Origin of the sequence: Tropicimonas sp. TH_r6 (assembly GCF_033101155.1) — a bacterium.
GTDB lineage: Bacteria > Pseudomonadota > Alphaproteobacteria > Rhodobacterales > Rhodobacteraceae > Tropicimonas.
Genome location: NZ_JAWMPX010000002.1, coordinates 336,462 through 354,518 on the forward strand (window position 1 = coordinate 336,462; position 18,057 = coordinate 354,518).

General features: G+C 60.2%; 16 protein-coding genes. 11 read left to right on the plus strand and 5 right to left on the minus strand.

Annotated elements, in window-relative coordinates:
• Position 1: 1 nt before the first annotated feature.
• The 4 genes from R3X27_RS03620 to R3X27_RS03635 are packed head-to-tail and all read left to right on the plus strand — an operon-like array spanning position 2 to position 5,307.
• Positions 2-820: an HNH endonuclease gene (locus R3X27_RS03620; protein ID WP_317707459.1), complete on the plus strand. Its 819-nt coding sequence runs from the start codon at positions 2-4 to the stop codon at positions 818-820.
• A complete protein-coding gene (locus R3X27_RS03625) occupies positions 810-2,633 on the plus strand; it encodes a DEAD/DEAH box helicase (protein WP_317707460.1) in 1,824 nt (607 codons plus the stop codon). The genes R3X27_RS03620 and R3X27_RS03625 overlap by 11 nt, the downstream gene beginning before the upstream one ends.
• Complete coding sequence (locus R3X27_RS03630) at positions 2,630-3,064, plus strand: EcoRII N-terminal effector-binding domain-containing protein (RefSeq protein ID WP_317707461.1); 435 nt, start codon at positions 2,630-2,632, stop codon at positions 3,062-3,064. Before R3X27_RS03625 ends, R3X27_RS03630 begins: the two co-directional genes overlap by 4 nt.
• On the plus strand, positions 3,061-5,307 hold the full coding sequence (locus R3X27_RS03635; protein WP_317707462.1) for a helix-hairpin-helix domain-containing protein: 2,247 nt from the start codon (positions 3,061-3,063) through the stop codon (positions 5,305-5,307). Before R3X27_RS03630 ends, R3X27_RS03635 begins: the two co-directional genes overlap by 4 nt.
• An 892-nt stretch (positions 5,308-6,199) precedes the next feature.
• On the opposite strand, the gene R3X27_RS03640 is transcribed toward R3X27_RS03635, so the two are convergent.
• From R3X27_RS03640 to R3X27_RS03660, 5 genes are all read right to left on the minus strand, one after another.
• Positions 6,200-6,841 (minus strand): aspartate/glutamate racemase family protein, encoded by a 642-nt coding sequence (locus R3X27_RS03640; RefSeq protein WP_317707463.1) that lies wholly within the window; start codon positions 6,839-6,841, stop codon positions 6,200-6,202.
• Positions 6,842-7,684, minus strand: coding sequence for an ABC transporter permease (locus tag R3X27_RS03645; protein ID WP_317707464.1), 843 nt, complete (start codon positions 7,682-7,684; stop codon positions 6,842-6,844).
• Position 7,685: 1 nt separating this feature from the next.
• The gene (locus R3X27_RS03650; protein WP_317707465.1) at positions 7,686-8,549 is read right to left on the minus strand and encodes an ABC transporter permease; all 864 of its coding nucleotides are present in this window, start codon (positions 8,547-8,549) and stop codon (positions 7,686-7,688) included.
• Positions 8,550-8,661: 112 nt separating this feature from the next.
• Positions 8,662-9,942, minus strand: coding sequence for a PotD/PotF family extracellular solute-binding protein (locus R3X27_RS03655; RefSeq protein ID WP_317707466.1), 1,281 nt, complete (start codon positions 9,940-9,942; stop codon positions 8,662-8,664).
• A 38-nt stretch (positions 9,943-9,980) separates the two neighbouring features.
• Positions 9,981-10,964: an ABC transporter ATP-binding protein gene (locus R3X27_RS03660; RefSeq protein WP_317707467.1), complete on the minus strand. Its 984-nt coding sequence runs from the start codon at positions 10,962-10,964 to the stop codon at positions 9,981-9,983.
• Positions 10,965-11,205: 241 nt separating this feature from the next.
• Here R3X27_RS03660 and R3X27_RS03665 point away from each other — a divergent pair, with 241 nt between their 5' ends.
• The 7 genes from R3X27_RS03665 to R3X27_RS03695 all read left to right on the plus strand — a co-directional run bounded on the left by R3X27_RS03665 (position 11,206) and on the right by R3X27_RS03695 (position 18,049).
• On the plus strand, positions 11,206-11,898 hold the full coding sequence (locus R3X27_RS03665) for a GntR family transcriptional regulator (protein WP_317707468.1): 693 nt from the start codon (positions 11,206-11,208) through the stop codon (positions 11,896-11,898).
• A complete protein-coding gene (locus tag R3X27_RS03670) occupies positions 11,895-12,722 on the plus strand; it encodes a GNAT family N-acetyltransferase (RefSeq protein ID WP_317707469.1) in 828 nt (275 codons plus the stop codon). Before R3X27_RS03665 ends, R3X27_RS03670 begins: the two co-directional genes overlap by 4 nt.
• 258 nt (positions 12,723-12,980) lie before the next feature.
• Entirely contained in the window at positions 12,981-13,511 is a 531-nt protein-coding gene (locus R3X27_RS03675; RefSeq protein ID WP_317707470.1) for a TRAP transporter small permease, read from the plus strand.
• Complete coding sequence (locus tag R3X27_RS03680) at positions 13,511-14,794, plus strand: TRAP transporter large permease (RefSeq protein ID WP_317707471.1); 1,284 nt, start codon at positions 13,511-13,513, stop codon at positions 14,792-14,794. Before R3X27_RS03675 ends, R3X27_RS03680 begins: the two co-directional genes overlap by 1 nt.
• Before the next feature lie 43 nt (positions 14,795-14,837).
• On the plus strand, positions 14,838-15,875 hold the full coding sequence (locus tag R3X27_RS03685; protein ID WP_317707472.1) for a DctP family TRAP transporter solute-binding subunit: 1,038 nt from the start codon (positions 14,838-14,840) through the stop codon (positions 15,873-15,875).
• A 54-nt stretch (positions 15,876-15,929) separates the two neighbouring features.
• Positions 15,930-17,150 (plus strand): diaminopropionate ammonia-lyase, encoded by a 1,221-nt coding sequence (locus tag R3X27_RS03690; RefSeq protein ID WP_317707473.1) that lies wholly within the window; start codon positions 15,930-15,932, stop codon positions 17,148-17,150.
• Positions 17,147-18,049: an N-carbamoyl-D-amino-acid hydrolase gene (locus R3X27_RS03695; protein ID WP_317707474.1), complete on the plus strand. Its 903-nt coding sequence runs from the start codon at positions 17,147-17,149 to the stop codon at positions 18,047-18,049. Before R3X27_RS03690 ends, R3X27_RS03695 begins: the two co-directional genes overlap by 4 nt.
• The last annotated feature ends 8 nt before the right edge of the window (positions 18,050-18,057 follow it).

Genomic DNA, 18,057 nt, shown 5'->3' on the forward strand with positions numbered 1-18,057 from the left:
AATGTTGAAAGATCACGCAGACTTGATCGCATCTGAGCTGAGCGAGGGTACGGGTGCATCTGTCGCGTTGAGCATTGTTGCTTCCGGAGTGAGGTCAGGTTTGGATATTTGGTTTCAGGACTTGGAGAAACGACATGGACCAATTGTCGAACTCCGCCCTCACGGTCTGAGAGCACATCGGGTGCAACTTCGTTTCGGGAATTTCTCAAAGCAGATTTTGAAACAGATCTCCGAAGCTCCTACGGAAGACATTCAGTTGGCAAGATCTCTCGTGACCAGCATTGGGGGCGAGGCCAACGTTGAAATTTCCGGTCAGAACCTTGAATGCTGGACTATTGATGATGGCAGATTCACGATAGAGGCCACACTCAGACATGAGACCACCGCAGAGGGCGGTGACGCAATCGTTGCAACATGCCGGGAAGTGATTGTTCCCATCATGGCTGCAATGGCGGAACTGATTGGCTACGACCAAATAGTCCCTGAGGGCACGCCAGGAGAGTTGGAAGGAGCCCTTTCCCTCGCGCTTGTTCGGAGGCGAGAGAGAAATCCAAGAAATAGGCTCCTTTGCCTCAGATTACACGGCTATAGGTGCAATTGTTGCGGCCTTGACCCGCAGGTGAAATATGGCTCGGCAGGCAAGGTTCTTGAGGTCCACCACCTGCAACCAGTATCGCAGTTGTCTGACGAGAAGCGCTACAATCCAAAGACGGACCTTGTTCCACTTTGCCCAAATTGCCACCGAGCAGTCCACACACGGCGGCCCACACCGTATTCAATCGAGGAACTGACGAGTATGATGGGTGCGAATGTCCACTGATGTGAATTCACTTCCCGAAAAATTTGCGGAACTTCCGGATACTCTTCCGGAGGGAATTCTCTTGAGTGGTCGCGTCCTCGATCCGGTGGTCATCATCGACAAGGAGAATGGAAAGCTCGTCGCAAAAATGGCCGGGCGTCGAAGGGTGAAAGGTAAAGAAAAACTGATATTTGCCTTTGGCAATCAATTCGACTGGGTCCTTGATGACAAAACCATTCGCCCTTTGCCTCGTGATGCTGCAGAGTTGCTGGAAGCTTCCTTGGATTTGGATCACAACGGTAGCGTTGGATACGGGCAGCTCCGCCAGTACATTGCCTCGTCGGATGGTTCCTTGAGCATCCAACAAACCGAGGCAGTGGAACAATCGGGGACGGAATCGGCTTCCCGATATCCAGACGAGTTGAGAATGCCCGGCCTCAACGCTGATTTGTACCCCTACCAAGCCAAAGGTGTGGCCTGGATGTGGGAAACCGTCGAGGCGCACGGCGGATTGATCCTCGCGGACGAAATGGGCCTTGGAAAAACTCTTCAGATTATTGCCCTGCTCGTGAAGGATCCCCCATCGGAACAATCACCGGCATTGATAATTTGTCCAACCAGCCTCATTGCGAATTGGGTCCGTGAAATCGAAAGGTTTGCGCCCTCTCTGTCGATCCAGGTTCACCGTGGAGCGTACAGAACCGGCGTGTTCACAGGCCTGCAGTGCGCCAATGTGGTCATCACCACGTACGATACGATGGTGAACGACATCTCGATTTTTTCGGCGTTTGAATGGTCTTGGGTAATTTGTGACGAGGCTCAGGCCATTAAGAACCCGGCCTCCGGGCGGAGAACTTGCGTTTCTTCTATTCCTCGCGCGCGGACTGTGCCCATGACCGGGACACCTGTAGAAAACAGCCTCGTGGACCTGTGGTCGCTGTCCGACTTCGCCATACCTGGGATCCTCGGGACATTATCTGATTTTGAGGTCAAGTTCCCTGACGGGATAGAGACAGCAGCAGAAGTCGCAAAAATCGTCGAACCAATCATGCTGAAGCGCCGTGTCGCAGACGTAGCCGACGATCTTCCTGAGCGCATGGATATCGAGATTCCCTTGGAAATGGAGAGTGATCTCGTTGAGCATTACAACGCTGTTCGGGAGGACACGTTGGCGAAATACCCAGTCGCTGGGGCACTTGTCGCCACCCTCCAGTTGCAGTTGGTGTGCGCGCATCCTTGGCTACGCGTATCCAGTACCGATGGCACCGATACAGAGAACGCCAACATCGTTGAGGATATCGCTCTCCCCCTGATCAACACCAAGATGGAGCAAACTCTCCGATTGATCCGGGAAGCATTCGCAACTGGCCGAAAAATCTTGGTCTTCGCTCTGTTCAATCGTCTCGGAGAATTGCTTCAGCGAGCGGCTCCTGACCTTTCTGACGCCTATTGGGGCGCAATCAACGGAGGAACAGCGCAAGCAGATCGACAAGGCATTATTGATGAATTTTCAGCTGTGGATGGCCCTGCCATTTTGGTTTTGAACCCGAAGGCTGCCGGCGCAGGGCTGAACATCACTGCCGCAACCGTGGTCATTCACATGACACCGGTCTGGAACCCAGCCTTGGAAGCACAGGCAAGCGCCAGGGCGCACAGACGGGGCCAGACAATGCCCGTCACGATCTATCACCTTTACTACGAAGACACAGTCGAAAGGATTATGCTTGATCGGTCGGCCTGGAAAAACAAAATGGGCAACGAGATAGCCCCGGTGTCTACGAGAGATGATGAAGACTTGAGGAGTGCCCTGAACATCAGGCCACAATTGCCATGACGAAAAGAACTTACAGAAAAACCCTGAGCGCCAATGATGCTGGCGAGACGAAGAGTCATCAAGCCGGGATGCTCATTCCCAAGGCAGACCACGAGCTCAGGGCATTCCTCGGAGAATTGGATCCAGCGACGAAAAACCCTCGCAGAACTATATTTTGCTTTGATGAACATGGCGAGAAGATCGAATTGCAGTTCATTTACTACAACAACAAACTCCATGACAAAAACGGCACCCGAAATGAGTTCAGGCTCACCTGCCTGACTGGATATCTGCGCCAGTCTGGCGCAAAGTCCGGTGACGAATTGGAGCTATCAAAGGACGAAGGTCAGGATTTTTTCAAGTTGAGGCTGATCGCCAGTTCTCACTCTGAAGAAGACACCGATGAGATGCCCAATCGAATTGTTCTGAGAGGATGGAGAAGGATTCATTGAACTTTCTTCGGGGCGCGGACCAAGGTGAGAATTTAGACGATCCTCACAGGCAGGCCATTCCATCGAAAATGAGCCATCGGCACCTTCATTTGTTGCCAGGAACGAGCACGTTTCTTGAAACCCAAGGTTTCTTTTTCCTCGAGGACCTCGAGCGCGCGCTTTCCTCAGCCTCTTTGACTCTGGAGGTAAAGGAAGACGTCCTTGCCCACTTGCAGAGACTTGTGTCCTGCGTCCATGGCGCCGGTGTTGACTGGATCGAATACTACGAGGGGTGTGAAGACGGGGTCCAGGAACTCTTCTTTGTTTGTCCTGAATTCAATGGTGTTGACTCCGAGAACCCATTGTTTGCTGTCAACAGAAAGTCGTTCGGAAATGCTGGGGCCATGTTTGAAAGGGAAGGCCTGACGAGTTTTGGAAAACTGCTTGATGCGCTTCGGGTCGGAATATCACCCCTTCCTGCAGGGCTGGGAGCCAAGAAACTGGCAGCATTCTGGACCCAACTTCTTTCGCTGGCAAAGGAAGTTCGCTCAGACAGTTCCGTCCTGTCTCGTCTCGGGGCATTGCATCCACTGGAGGAAGCCACACATCCAAACGCCGTAACCTCTCGGGAAGAGTCTACAGTCATTTCCGTTCTCAGTGAACAGGCACGGAGAATGACCATAGGATGTCTTCATCTTGGGCCAAAAACCAAGAAGCTTGTCGACAACGGTTTGGATACCATCGAAGACCTTGCCTCAACGCCGCAGTCAGTTCTACTGGATATCCCCGGCATGGGAAAGGCCACCATCAAACGGATTGATGGGGCCTTAAACGCAATTGCAGAGTCCCAAAACCCGGACGGGTCGATCGACTGGGAAGCATACTGCGAGGGAATGGACATCGGGCTATTTCCTGAAAGCCCTCAAGAGGGCAGTTTTTCCCAATTGCTTTCCCATCTTCCTGCGGTCCTGAAAGGGGCTTTTGAAACCTGCGAAAGTGAAGAGGACGAGATCATTCTCGCAAGCAGGATAATGGCCCCGCCCAAGGAAAGGTTGAGCCTCGAAGCGGTCAGCGATCTTTTCACTGAAAAGGTTACAAGGGAAAGGGTTAGACAAAAAGAGGCAAGAATTCTGGCGCGCCTGGCCAACGCTCTGATCCATGATGACTATGCAAAAGCGCCTTACCGCTTCAGACCAGAGTTTTCCGAACCATGGAAAGCTGCCGCTGAATTCTTTTTAGAATCAGATGACGAGATATCATTCGCTGACTTTGTCAATGGCCTTGAAAAGGCGTGGTCGGTTCCGAGACGAGAGTTTGCAAACGCCCTACCTCTTGTAACTGCTATTATTACCGGGGAACTTGCAAGCGGGAAGGAATTTCAGTCATCGGTTCTTTTCGACACCACCCCATTCAAGAAGGGGGATTTCCCGATCGTTGAACTCCCCTTAAAGCTACTTCAAGTGCACAAATCGGCAGCGGCTCTTGAAGAACAAAGCATCGCGACCGTTGGTGAATTTCTCACGGCGATGAAGAAGGGTGTCCTAACTGCTTCAGACAACTCCCACACCCGCCGGGTGTATGAAAACATACGAATGCTGGCCGAGTGCAGCACTCCTGATGGGCTGGTCGACTGGTGGAAGTATGCGGACTTGGCGGAAGTGGCTTTTCTTCCGATTGTCGATGTCAATGATCCGCTGAGCTTCCTCGATAACATCATCCCGACAACAGTTTCCTTGCTACACTCTCGGAAGATTTCCGCACATGCTGCCGATGTCTTCACCCAACGCACTTCCGTTGCACTGTTGGATCGGCCGACCACGGAGGCGCTTGCTTCAGACTTGGGTGGTCACGGTTCAACGATCAAACGAATCGAAACGGATCTGTTGAGGTTTCTAAGCGATGTGTACATCGGCCAGAACCTTGCGGTATCAACCGTGCACCTCAGTGCTGGCTTCCTGAAACACTGGGCTTTTATCGCTGATTGCTTTGGAAAGGCTGATGGGGACACAAGCCTGGCCTCAGAAATGTTGGCCACGGGATGGGAAGTCGAAAGAGACCAGATTTCGCCGTATCTGCCTGCCATAGTTGCTATCGTCACCGGCTACCCAATGGGGAGGCTTCACCGGTACACAAAACTGCAACCGGCCGATGATCAGACACCCAAGAAAGTAATTCAGGACGACCAGACTATTCGGTTGGACGAGGATGTCGAGGACGTTGCCCCACAACGGATCATTCTTCGGGGCTTCCGAAGAAGTCACTGAAAACCATTCGCATCACTGTGAACCAAGCTGTCTCTCTTCCGAAACATGCTTGGACTGCGAGCTTGTACGATTGCCAAAGACAATGGCACGGCGGCATTTCGTACGCTTGCCTCCCCGAAAGAGGCCGGACAACAGCACGACGGGCATTCGCCTTCTGCGATTTCCGGTCACCCAGAGCGAGCGATACTCCCTGAAAGAACGGATCCAACAGTTTCTTGAAACTATGCCACCCTACTATGCCACTTCAGACCGAACTTGATGCCGAATTTGCTCTTCTTGAAGGTCAATTGCCCTTGTTTTATTGACGCCGCTGCAGCTCTTCCATCACTCAAAACGGTCTCGAAAACCGTTGGGGGTGCAAGCCTCCCCAGGGTTCGAATCCCTGTCTCTCCGCCACTAACCCACCGCTTCTGTTGCAAAAACCGGCACGACGAGCCGTCGCGATAAAAGCGGTGATCCGCCAAAGTCGTTCCGCTAAGACGTCTTGTTGCATCGCTGTGCGCAGCGGGTTTGCCGAATGAACGCTCCGATAGACGGCAGAAACACCGGAAGGACAGCCAGGCAAACCGACAAAGAACCCGCACTTCTGGGACCCAAACTGAAATCATGACAGCAAAAGGCCCTTCAGTTTCAAACGAGGCTCTTTTGAGAGAGCTGGGATAGGACCTCAGAGACCAGCGGTTCCATCTGAACGAACAACCAGCTGCTGTTGATCTGTCTGGCACCTGAGTTGTTAGAACTCTGTCGTTGCCACAGTCCGGTGACCGGGAATAGCCCTTTGCCGTGACCGTGACGGTGACCGATGCTCCGCAGTCTGATCCGCGTGCAGGACCGTTCACCCTTGCCAGGACGGGCGGGGGATTAGATCCTGATCCACCCCTGTCGACGCATCTCAGGTCAGGGCGCCGGTCAACCTCGCGGCGGCTTCGACACCATCCAGCACCGGCACGGAAACACGCGCACGCAGATCGGCCGCAAGCCGCGCCATGCCACCGCACCCCAGAATGATGCAGTCGCAGCCATCCTCGGCCACCGCCCGATCCGCCTCTGCCGCGATGCGTTCTGCGGCTCCTACGCCGGTATCGGTCGTCTCCAGCACCGGCAGATCGCTCGCGCGCACCCGCCCGAGATGCCGTTCCAGCCCGTAGCGACGGATATTCGCCTCGATCACCGGCACCGAGATCTCCAGCGTCGTAACAACCGAGAAGCGCTCGCCGCGCAGGGCCGCGAGGTGAAAGGCGGCCTGCCCGATGCCGATCACCGGGCAGGCCGCGACGGCATTGGCTTCTTCCAGCCCGGTATCGTCGAAACAGCCGATGAGGATGATGTCGATCTCCGGCCCGGCGCGAGCAACGAGATCGAGCAGCGGCGGCACGGCGCGCGCGCCGTCTTCCGGGCCCTGGATCGCGGGTGGACCGTTGCGGGAGGTCCAGCCAACGAAATCCACGTCCGGGGCGACGGCCTTCGCCGCCACCACCATCGAGGCGGTCATCTCCTGCGTGCTGTTGGGATTGATCAGAAGTGCGCGGGGCATTCAGAGCATCCCCTTGCCGGCATCTGAGCCCAGCCGTGCCCGGCGGCGCGACTGCAGCCACACGGTAAGAAGGAAGACCGCGATGATGAGGAAGGAAAACAATGTCGTGAGTGTGCCAAGCGCGAAGATCACCGGCGTGGTGACATTGGTGGTCATGCCGTAGATCTCCAGCGGCAGCGTGTTGTAGCTGCCCGAGGTCAGCAGCGTCCGGGCGAACTCGTCATAGCTCAGCGTGAAGCCGAACAGCGCCACCCCGATCAGCGACGGCGCGATGATCGGCAGCACGACATGGCGGATCGTCTGCCAGGGGCCTGCGCCCTGATCACGCGCGGCCTCCTCGTAGCTCGGATCGAAGCGGTTGAATACCGCGAACATGATCAGCAGGCCGAAGGGCAGCGTCCATGTCAGCTGGGAGCCGTAGCCAGAGGTGGACCAATGCACGTTCAGCCCCGATTGCGAGAAAATCAGCCCGACGCCGAGCGAGACGAGGATCGATGGGATCACCAGCGAGGTGATGACGAGATAGAAGATCACCGAGGAGCCGGCGAAGCGCTTGCGGAAAGCCAGCCCGCCCATGATCGAGACCACGACGGTCGTCACCATCACCATCAGCCCGAGCACCAGCGAGCGCGAGAAGCTGCCCCAGATATCGCCCACTGCCTGCTGCCGGAAGAGATCGGCGAACCAATAGGTCGAGACACCGCGCATCGGGAAGGTCAGCCCGCCATCGGGCCCCTGGAAGGAGAGGATCGCGATGGTCAGCGTCGGCCCGTAGAGGAACAGCAGGAAGAGCGCGAAGAAACTGGCGAGGAGATAGAAGCTGCGGGGGCGTCGTCCGGACATCTCAAAGCTCCTTGCGAATATCGACGAAGCGCAGCAACACGGCGATGATCAGGAGCACCGTCGCCAGCAGCACGACCGCCGTTGCCGCTGCGGAGGGGTATTGCAGCAGCGCGATATCGTTGGAAATCAAGCGGCCGACATTGGCCGATTGCGAGCCGGACATGAAGCGCACGGTGATGAAATCGCCCATCACAAGCGTGACGACGAAGATCGAGCCGATCATGATTCCGGGCTTGGTCAGCGGGATGATCACATTGGTCAGCGTCTGGAAGCCGGAGGCACCGTTGTCATAGGCGGCCTCGATCAGCGAGCGGTCGATCCGCATCATCGTGTTGAAGATCGGCACCACCATGAACAGCGTGTAGAGATGCACGAAGGCGAGGATCACCGAGAAATCGGAGAAGAGCAGCCACTCGACCGGCTCGTCGATCACCCCCCAGGAGATCAGCGTCGAATTCGCGAGCCCGTTACGGCCAAGGAACGGGATCCAGCTGATCATGCGGATGATGTTCGAGGTCCAGAACGGGATGGTACAGAGCAGGAAGAGCGCGATCTGCCAGGTCAGCGTGCGGACATGGAAGGCGAGGAAATAGGCCACTGTGAAGCCAATCCCGAGCGTAAAGACCCAGGTGATCGCGGCATATTTGAACGTGTTGAAGAAGACCGAATAAGTGACCGGCGAGCCGAAGAGGAACGCGTAATTGTCGAAGAGGAAGGCCGGGTAGATCGAGAACTCCGTCGCGCCCCAGAAGCTGACCACGACGATCATCACGATCGGCAGCACAAGGAAGAGGAGCAGCACGGCCGAGAGCGGCGCGGCCAGGAGCCACCCCGACAAGTGACGGTTTTTCAACAGGTTGCGCATCGAAGCTCCGGTTCGGGAAAGGGCGCCCCCTTCCGGGAAAGACGGAAGGGGGCAATGCGGGGCGACGCGGAAGGGAAAAAGCCCCGCCGCCCCGGCAGTCTCGTGGGCCGGCTCAGGCGGCGATAAACTCGTTCCACTTGCGGACCATGTGCTGGTTCTCGTCCATGACCGCGTTCCAGCAGGCGACCGCGCCCATCCGGTCGTAGAAGGAGCCGCCATCGCGCACAGCCCCCGCCTTCTCCATGACCTTGCCGAAGGGGTTGGTGATGTCGCCCTCAGCCGGCTTGCCCTCGAACCAGAAGCCCCATTCGTCCTCGGACATGTGGTTCTTGGAGGTCTCCGGCACGGCCGAGTAATACCCCTGCCGCATCAGGAAACCGCCGACCCAGCCGTCGAGATACCAGTTGATATATTCATAGGCTGCATCCAGCTCGAGACCGGTCAGCGATTTCGACAGGCCGATGCCGCCACCCCAGGAGCGATAGCCCTCTTTCAGCGGTTGGTAGACACAGGGAATGCCCTGGCTGCGCACCGCGGTGATGGCCGGCGACCACATGGACTGGATCACCACCTCGCCCGAGGCCATCAGGTTGACGCTTTCGTCGAAGGTCTTCCAGAAGGCACGGAACTGGCCGGCTTTCTTGGCCTCGGTGAAGATCGCCATCGTCTTGTCGATCTCCTCCTTGGTCATATTGCCCTTGTCGCCATAGGCGATCTCGCCCATCGCCTCGCAGACCATCGCAGCGTCCATGATGCCGATGGAGGAGATGTCGAGGATCGAGGCCTTGCCGGCGAATTCCGGGTTCAGCAGTTCCGCCCAGGTGTTGATCTCGCGGCCGATCAGGTCGGGGCGGATGCCCAGCGTGTCGGCATTATAGATGGTCGGGATCAGGGTCATCCAGCCGGATTCCTCGGCCACGAACTCCTTGCCGTCCACACCATCGACAAAGCCTACGCTATGCGGCGCGGTGCCCTGCGCGATGGTGCTCTCCGGCGTCAGCTTGCCATCGCGGAAGATACCGACAATCTTGTCGTAATTCTTGATCTTGTTGACATCCATCGCCTGCAGGTTGCCCGTCGGCCAGACCTTCTTGCAGATCCAGTACTCGATATCGGCAATGTCGAAACTGTCCGGCTGGGTGGCGGCGCGCTGCGTCACGGCGTCGGAATCGAGCGCTGTCATCTCCAGCGTGAAGCCGAGATCTTCCTTAACCTTCTGTCCCACCTCGTTGAGGTTCGACACTCCGGTGCCGAACTGGCGCAGGGTCACATCCTTGATGTTCTGCGCCCAGATCATCGGTGCGCCAAGGGTCGAGGCGCCGGCGGCGGTCACGGTAGCGGCGGCGCCTTTCAACACGCTGCGGCGGCTGAGCTTGGGGGTGATGTCTTTCATGGTCCGTCTCCTGTTGCGTTTGGCAGTCTCGTCCGATTTCAGGTCGCGACCGGGTGCAGCGCGCTGTCACTCCAGGACAGGCCCACCTCCGCACCCGGCTGCATCGGATTCTCGAAAAATCTCTCTTCGGGCAGGACGGCCGAGACCTCCTGATCCCCCACCGCCAGGATCGTCAGCAGCACATGCGCGCCCTGGTATTCGACCCCGGTGATCCGTCCGTCGAGCCGCCCCTCGGCGGCCCCGGTCAGCGCGAGCTGGTCGGCGCGGATGGCGAAATGGCCCTGCGGCAGGGCGATGACGTTATGTCCGCCCATGAAGCGCGCGACGAACTCGGTGCGCGGCGCGCCCCAGACTTCGCGCGCAGGGCCGGCCTGCTCGATCACAGCGTTGTTCATGACCACGATCTCGTCGGCCAGTGCCAGTGCTTCATCCTGGCTATGGGTGACATGAATGAAGGTGATACCCAGCTCGCGCTGCAGCCGCTTCAACTCGGCCCGCATCCGGATGCGCAGGAACGGGTCGAGCGCGGAGAGCGGTTCATCAAGCAGCAAGACCTGCGGGTTGGTGATCAGCGCCCGCGCCAGCGCCACGCGCTGCTGCTGGCCGCCCGAGAGCTGGTCCGGCAGGCGGTCGGCAAACTGGCTCATATGCACCAGTTCCAGCATCTCGCCCGCCTTTGCCCGGCGCGTCTCCGCCTCCACACCCTTCATCTTCAGGCTGAAGGAGACATTGTCGGAGACGCTCAGATGCGGAAACAGCGCGTAGCTCTGGAACATCATCGCCGTGCCGCGCTTGGCGGGCGGCAGCCAGGACACGTCCGACCCGCCCAGCACGATGGAGCCGTCAGACGGGTCCTCATGGCCCGCGATCATCCGCAGCGTCGTCGACTTGCCGCAGCCCGACGGCCCCAGCAGACAGGCGTATGAACCGGCGCGGAAATGGTGGTCCACGCGGTCAACCGCCAGCGTATCGCCGTAACGCTTGGTCAGCGAAACCAGTTCGAGATCCTGTCCGGTTGTCATTGTCGCTCCCGCCTTTTCGTCCCCTCCACCGTCGAACAGGCACGTCAAAAGCTGAAACGTGACGGGCGTCAAAATCGCGGCCAGACCGGATTTGCCTGAGATGCGCGCCGCTCCCGGTCGCCTGTGTATATTTTTGAGGCAGTAATTGTATACAATCACAGAGCAAGCGGTGGACAAATGCTGCGAATCTTGCACCCACTGCAATCTGCATCCTATCAACGAGTCGAAAGGGAAGTTCTCTGTGCTCGGCGTTTTCAAATCCACGAACCAGCGCGGCCGGACAGTCGCGGAAGGCATCGCCACGGCGATCCACGAGCATCGTCTCGCGCCCGGCATGAAGCTCAACGAGGATGAGGTCGGCGAGATCTATGGCGTCAGCCGCACCATCGTGCGCAGCGCGTTGCAATCGCTCTCACATGAGAAGCTCGTGGAGATCGAGCCCAATCGCGGCGCCTTTGTCGCCCGCCCCACCGTGCGCGAGGCGCGCGAGGTCTTCGAGGCGCGCGCCCTGCTGGAGCCACGGACCGCGCATTCAGCCGCCACCCGGACCAACAAGACAGATATCGACCTGTTGAAGCGCCATATCGACGAAGAACACGCCGCGCTCGACGCCAAGGAGGTCGGTCGCGCGCTACGGCTTTCCGGCAACTTCCATATCGAGATCGCGCGGATTGCCAACCAGGCGACGATTGCCGCCTTTATCGGACAGTTGGTCGCCCGCTCCTCTCTCATCATCGCGCTCTATTGGCGGCGGCGAAACGCTCTGTGCGAAAGCCACGCCCATCACGCCTTGCTTGACGCGCTGGCCCAGAATGAGGCCGAACGCGCGGAGGAATTGATGACAAGCCACCTCGTCGACCTCGTTTCGCTGCTCGACCTGACCGAGCCGCCGGAGGAGCCGACCTCGCTCAAGGAGGCATTGGGCGCCGAATGATCCTGCGCAGAATGACATTGGACGAGCTGGCCACCGTGCTCGACTGGGCCGCCGACGAGGGCTGGAACCCGGGCCATGACGACGCGGCGGCCTTCCTTGCCGCCGATCCCGAAGGGTTTTTCGTTGCCGAGATCGACGGGGCGCTGGCCGCTGCCATCTCGGTGATCAACCATTCCGACAGCTTCGCCTTTCTCGGCCTCTATCTCTGCCACCCGGAGTATCGCGGGCGCGGGATCGGCATGGCACTTTGGACCCATGCGCTGGCCCATGCGGGCGAGCGGTGTGTCGGGCTCGACGGCGTGCCGGCACAACAGGCGAATTACCGGCGCTCCGGCTTCGTTCCGGCCTCCGAGACGGCGCGTTTCGAGGGGGTCCTCGCCCCTGCCCCGTCTTCGGCTCTCCGCCCGGCCACCGAGGCTGACCTGCCCTGGATGATCATGCGCTCCAACACCGCCAATGGCTACAGCATGGCGCCGTTTCTGGCTGGCTGGCTGCGGCAGACCGAGAACCGGCAGACCCTCGTGCTTGACGACAAGAGCGGGCATGCCGGGTTCGCCACCTGGCGGAGCTGCCAGCGCGGCGTCAAGATCGGCCCGCTCGTCGCGAAGGATCTGGTGGCCGCGCGGACCCTGATGCACGGGATCGCTGTCGTCGCTCAGGGCGCGCCGCTCGTCATTGATGTCCCGCGCGAGATGACCACGCTGGCCGGCTATTGCCGCGCCGAGGGGATGGGCTGCGCCTTCTCCACGGCCCGGATGTATCGCGGCCCCGCGCCGACCGCCGGGGCCGGCATTCACACGATCGCCACGCTCGAACTGGGCTGACGATCGACACCGGACCGAGGGCGACGCCCTTGCAGCCGACCGGAATTCCGGCCGGCTTTCTTTGCATCAACTTTGCCATGCAAGTAACTGATACATAATAAAAACAAAGATTGCGCAATTTCCGGCCGAGCCCCTGTCCGGTTGCGGGAAATTTCAGCGACACCGCGAAAGGGCCACCGCAAACAGTCCGGTTGCGTTTGCCACGCCCGCCTCCTCTGCCACCCTGAAACCGGTTGCAGGTTTCGGAGGACGCCGCGAATGGGCGACATATCAAGGCACGCACGCGTATGGAGCTTGCGCCTCAACAAGCTGGTCGAGGTCACCTGCGTGGTCCTGCTGGTCCTGCTGGTGCTCGACGTCTGGCTCGGAGTGCTCGTCCGCTATGTCATCCCGCTGCCGCTGACCTTCACCGAAGAACTGGCGCGGTACCTGATGATCTGGATGGCGCTGCTCGCGGTTTCCTCCGGCATTGCCTATCGCGAGCATATCGGCGTGGAATTTGTCTTCTCCCGCCTGCCCGCACGCTCCCGCCGTGCCCTCGCAGTTGCCTTCGACCTGATCGCCTTTGCCTTCTTCTTCCTGCTCTTCTGGCACGGGCTAACTTTCGTCGAAAAGGGCTTCTCCCGGATCACGATGATCTACGGCATCCCCAAGGGCTACCCGTTCATCGGCGTGCCGCTTGCCGCCGCGCTGGCCTGCGTGCAGCTCGCGCTGGTGGGCATCCATGACATCTTCGACGATCGCCCGCCCGACAGCACGGGCGAAGCCCTGGCCGGGGGAGCGGAATAATGGGTATCTGGCTGGTTCCCCTTGCCTTTTTCGGCTTCCTCGCCTTCGGCATGCCGGTGGGCTTCGCCATCGGTGTCGCGGGCATGATCGGCATCTTCGACATGGGGCCGAAATTCATGACAATGGCGCCGGACCGGCTCTTTGCCGGGTTGGACCTCTTCCCCTTCCTCGCCATGCCCTTCTTCATCCTCGCCGGCGAGATCATGAACCGCTCCGGCATCACGCAAGGTCTGGTCAAGCTCGCGGACGCGCTGGTCGGCTGGATGCGGGGCGGCATGGCGCATTCCAACATGGTCGCCTCGGTGATGTTCGCGGGCCTGACCGGCTCGGCCACCGCTGACTCAGCGGCTTTCGGCAACACGCTTGTCCCGGCGATGCAGAAGGCCGGCTATTCGCGCCCCTATGCCTGCGCCGTCACCGCCGCCGGCTCGATCATCGGCCCGACCATCCCGCCCTCAACGCTCGCCATCATCTATGGCTCAATCATGGGCGTCTCCATCGCCGGGCTATTCGCTGCCGGCATCCTGCCGGGGCTCCTGATCTGCGCCATCTGCATGGGGGTCATCGCGCTCACGGCCCGGCGCAAAGGGCTGCCCAAGGGCGAAGGCCGGCCGAGCTTCCGCGGCGTCCTCTCGGCCCTGCGCGAAGGCTTTCTCGCGGCCCTCCTGCCGGTCTTCATCCTCGGCTCGATCCTTGGCGGCTTCGCCACGCCGACCGAGGCCGCCGCCATTGCCGTCGCCTATGCGCTCTTTGTCGGCGGGGTGATCTACCGCGCGCTGAGCTGGTCCGATCTCTACCAGATCGCCGTGCGCACGACGCGGATCACCGGTGTCATCTTCCTCATCATCGCCTCAGCCTCGATCCTTGGCTGGTGGATGACCTTCAACCGCATCCCGCAGGCCGTGGCCGAAGGTATGCTGTCGCTCTCGTCCAACCCCAAGGTCATCATCGGGCTGATCCTGATCCTGCTGCTGCTGATCGGGCTGGTGATGGATATCAACGCCACGTTGATCATCCTCGCGCCCGTGCTCGCGCCGCTCACTCTCAAGATCGGCATGGACCCGGTCCATGCCGGCATCATGATCATACTCGCGCTCAATATCTCGCTGATGACACCACCGGTCGGCGCCTGCCTCTTCGTGCTGGCCTCGGTCACTGGCGAGAGGGTCGAGGCGATCACCAAGGAGCTCTGGCCCTTCATCCTGGCTGAAGTGGCGATCCTGCTTGTCGTCGCCTTCTGGTCCGATCTTACCCTCTTCGTCCCGAGGCTGTTCGGCCTCTGATCCCCTCCAAAACTGCCCCCCTCCCAACAGGAAAGGAACCAAAATGAGTTTCATGAAATCAGCCGCCTTCGGCCTCGCGGCCGCCCTGACGGCATCCACGGCCTTTGGCGCCGACGTCACGATCCGGCTGGCGCATCTCAACCCGGAGGATCCGTTTGCCAGCCATTCCGGCACCATGGCCGCGGTGTTCAAGTCGCTGGTGGAGAGCAATTCCAACGGCGCCATCGAGGTGCAGCTCTTCCCCAATGGCCAGCTCGGCAAGGACAATGAGGTGATCGAGCAGGTCCGCGGCGGGTTGGTCGAAAGCACCATCTCCTCCTCCGGCGGCATGGCGCAGCATTACCCGCTGGTCGGCGTTTTCGACATCCCCTTCGCCTTCCCCAATATCGGCGTCGCCAGCCAGGTGATGACCAGGGAAAGCTCTTTCGGCGAAAAATTCGTCGGCGATCTCGAAGCCAAGACAGCGCTGAAAGTGCTCGGCCTGATCGACTCGGGCGGCTTCTTTGCCTTTACCAACTCGAAAATACCCATCACCTCGGTCGAGGATATGGACGGGCTTCGCATCCGCACCATGACCCTGCCGACGCATGAGGCGATCATCTCCTCGCTCGGCGGTCAGCCGACGCCGCTGCCCTGGGCCGAGGTCTATACCGCGTTGCAGACCGGCGTGGCCGATGGCCAGATGAACCCGGTGCCGGTCATCGCCTTCGCCAAGTTCGACGAGGTGCAGGAATATCTCTCGATCACCAACCACGTCATCACGCCCTATATCTGGACGATGAACCCGGACTTCTACGAAGGTCTCTCCGACGAGCACAAGACGCTGGTCAACTGGGCCTCGGAGGTCGCCACGGAATCGGGGCGCGCCATGAGCCGGGTGATCGAGGCCTCCGAGAAAGGCCTGCCGCTGCTGGCAGAGAAGATGGAAGTGAACGTGGTGCCGCCCGCCGAACAGGCCAAGTTCGCTGAAGCCGCGCAGCCGGCCGTGCGCGCGCTGATCGAGGAGCAATATGGCACCGAGGGCATCGAGATGCTTGACGCCCTGCTGGCCAGCATCGAAGAAGAAAAAGCCGCCTATTGAACAGGGCAATCGCCCGGGCGGCTGCCCGCCGCCCGGGCCTTTCAGGAATATCGAATGACCGCAGACATCTCCCGCGCCGAGGGTTCGGCGGACGACTTCTCCCTCACGATAAACGCTGCTGCCGACCGGGCCGCGCCGTGGAGCGCGCGTCAGGACGAAATCCTGAGCGATGCCGCGTTCGACACCGCGCGCGCCACCATCGCCTCCTGGCCCGGCTACGGCGAAACGCCCCTGCACGCCCTGCCCGCCCGCGCGGCGGAGTTGGGCATCGCGGCGCTGCATTTCAAGGATGAGAGCGGGCGTTTCGGGCTCGGCAGTTTCAAGGCGCTTGGCGGCGCCTATGCCGTCATCCGGCTACTGCAAAAACAGGTCGAAATCGCGCTCGGCTATCCCGTGCCCATGGCCGAGATCGTCAGCGGCGCGCATGAGGAGATTACCTCGCGGCTCACCGTCTGCTGCGCTACCGATGGCAATCACGGCCGCTCTGTGGCCTGGGGCGCGCAGAGTTTCGGCTGCAACTGCGTGATCTTCATCCACGCCACTGTCTCCGAGGGCCGCAAATCCGCCATCGAGGCCTATGGCGCCGAGGTTCGGCGCACCGCCGGCAATTACGACGACTCTGTGCGCGAGGCCCAGGAAACGGCTGCGCATGAGGGCTGGTTCGTGGTCTCGGATACCTCCTATCCCGGCTATATGGATGTCCCCAAAGACGTGATGCAGGGCTATGAGTTGATGGCGGCGGAGGCTTTCGACGCGCTGGAGCAGCCCCCCACCCATATCTTCCTGCAGACAGGCGTCGGCGGTATGGCGGCGGCAGTCACAGCGCAGGCAAAACGCCGTTGGGGCGCAGAGCGACCGATGATCGTGCTGGCGGATCCGGATCTCTCGGCCTGCTGGCTGGAGAGCTACCGGGCCGGCAAACCGACCGTGATCGAGGGCGATCTCGATACGTTGATGGCGGGTCTGGCCTGCGGCGAGGTCTCGGCGCTGGCCTGGGAGATCCTGAAGACCCATGCCGATGCCGCCATGGCGCTGCCGGATTCCTCGGCGATCCGCGAAATGCGCAGCCTCGCCGCGCCCTTGCCGGGCGATCCGGCCATTGTTGCCGGCGAAAGCGCTGTTGCCGGGGTCTCCGGTCTCATCAACGCATTGAAACACCCGGATGCCGTCAAGGCGCTCGGACTGGCTCCAACCACCCGGGCCCTGGTCTTCGGAACCGAAGGCGCCACCGACCCCGCGCTCTATCGCGAGATCATCGAAGGGAGCGCCGCATGAGCCGCAGCTTCCTCGCCGCCGCCGCCCAGATGGGGCCGATCGCGCGCGACGAACCGCGCAGCTCCGCCGTCGCCCGGATGATGGAGATGATGCGCGAGGCGCATGCGCGTGGTGCCGAACTCGTGGTCTTTCCGGAGCTTGCGCTGACGACGTTCTTCCCGCGCTGGCTGCTGGACGGCGACGATCTGGAGCGATGGTTCGAGACCGAGATGCCCTCCGCCGAAACCCGCCCTCTTTTCGAACTCTCCGCCGAACTCGGGATCGGCTTCCATCTCGGTTATGCCGAAGCCACGCCGGACGGGCGCCATTTCAACACCGCGATCACGGTCGACCGCGCGGGAAAGACCATCGGCACATATCGCAAGATCCACCTGCCCGGTCATCGCGAGAACGAGGACTGGCGTCCTTTCCAGCATCTCGAGAAGCGCTACTTCGAAAAAGGCGATCTCGGCTTCCCTGTTTTCGACGGGTTCGGCGGCAGGCTCGGCATGTGCATCTGCAATGACCGGCGCTGGCCGGAGACATGGCGCATACTGGGGCTTGGCGGTGCCGAGCTGGTCATGCTGGGATACAACACGCCCCTGCACTACCCGCCGGCGCCGGAGCATGACCACCTGCAGTATTTCCACAACGAGCTCTCGGTCCAGGCTGGCTGCTACCAGAACGGCCTCTGGGCTATCGCCGTTGCCAAGGCCGGGCGCGAAGAAGGCTGTGACCTGATTGGTGGCAGCATGATCGTTGCCCCAACCGGCGAGATCCTCGCGCGGACGGCGGGGCTGGAAGATGAGGTGATCACCAGCCGCATCGATCTTGACCGCTGTTCGGAGATCCGCAGAAACGTGTTCGATTTCAGCCAGCACCGACAACCCGGTGACTACGGATTACTCGTCCGGCCTTGACCTGGCGC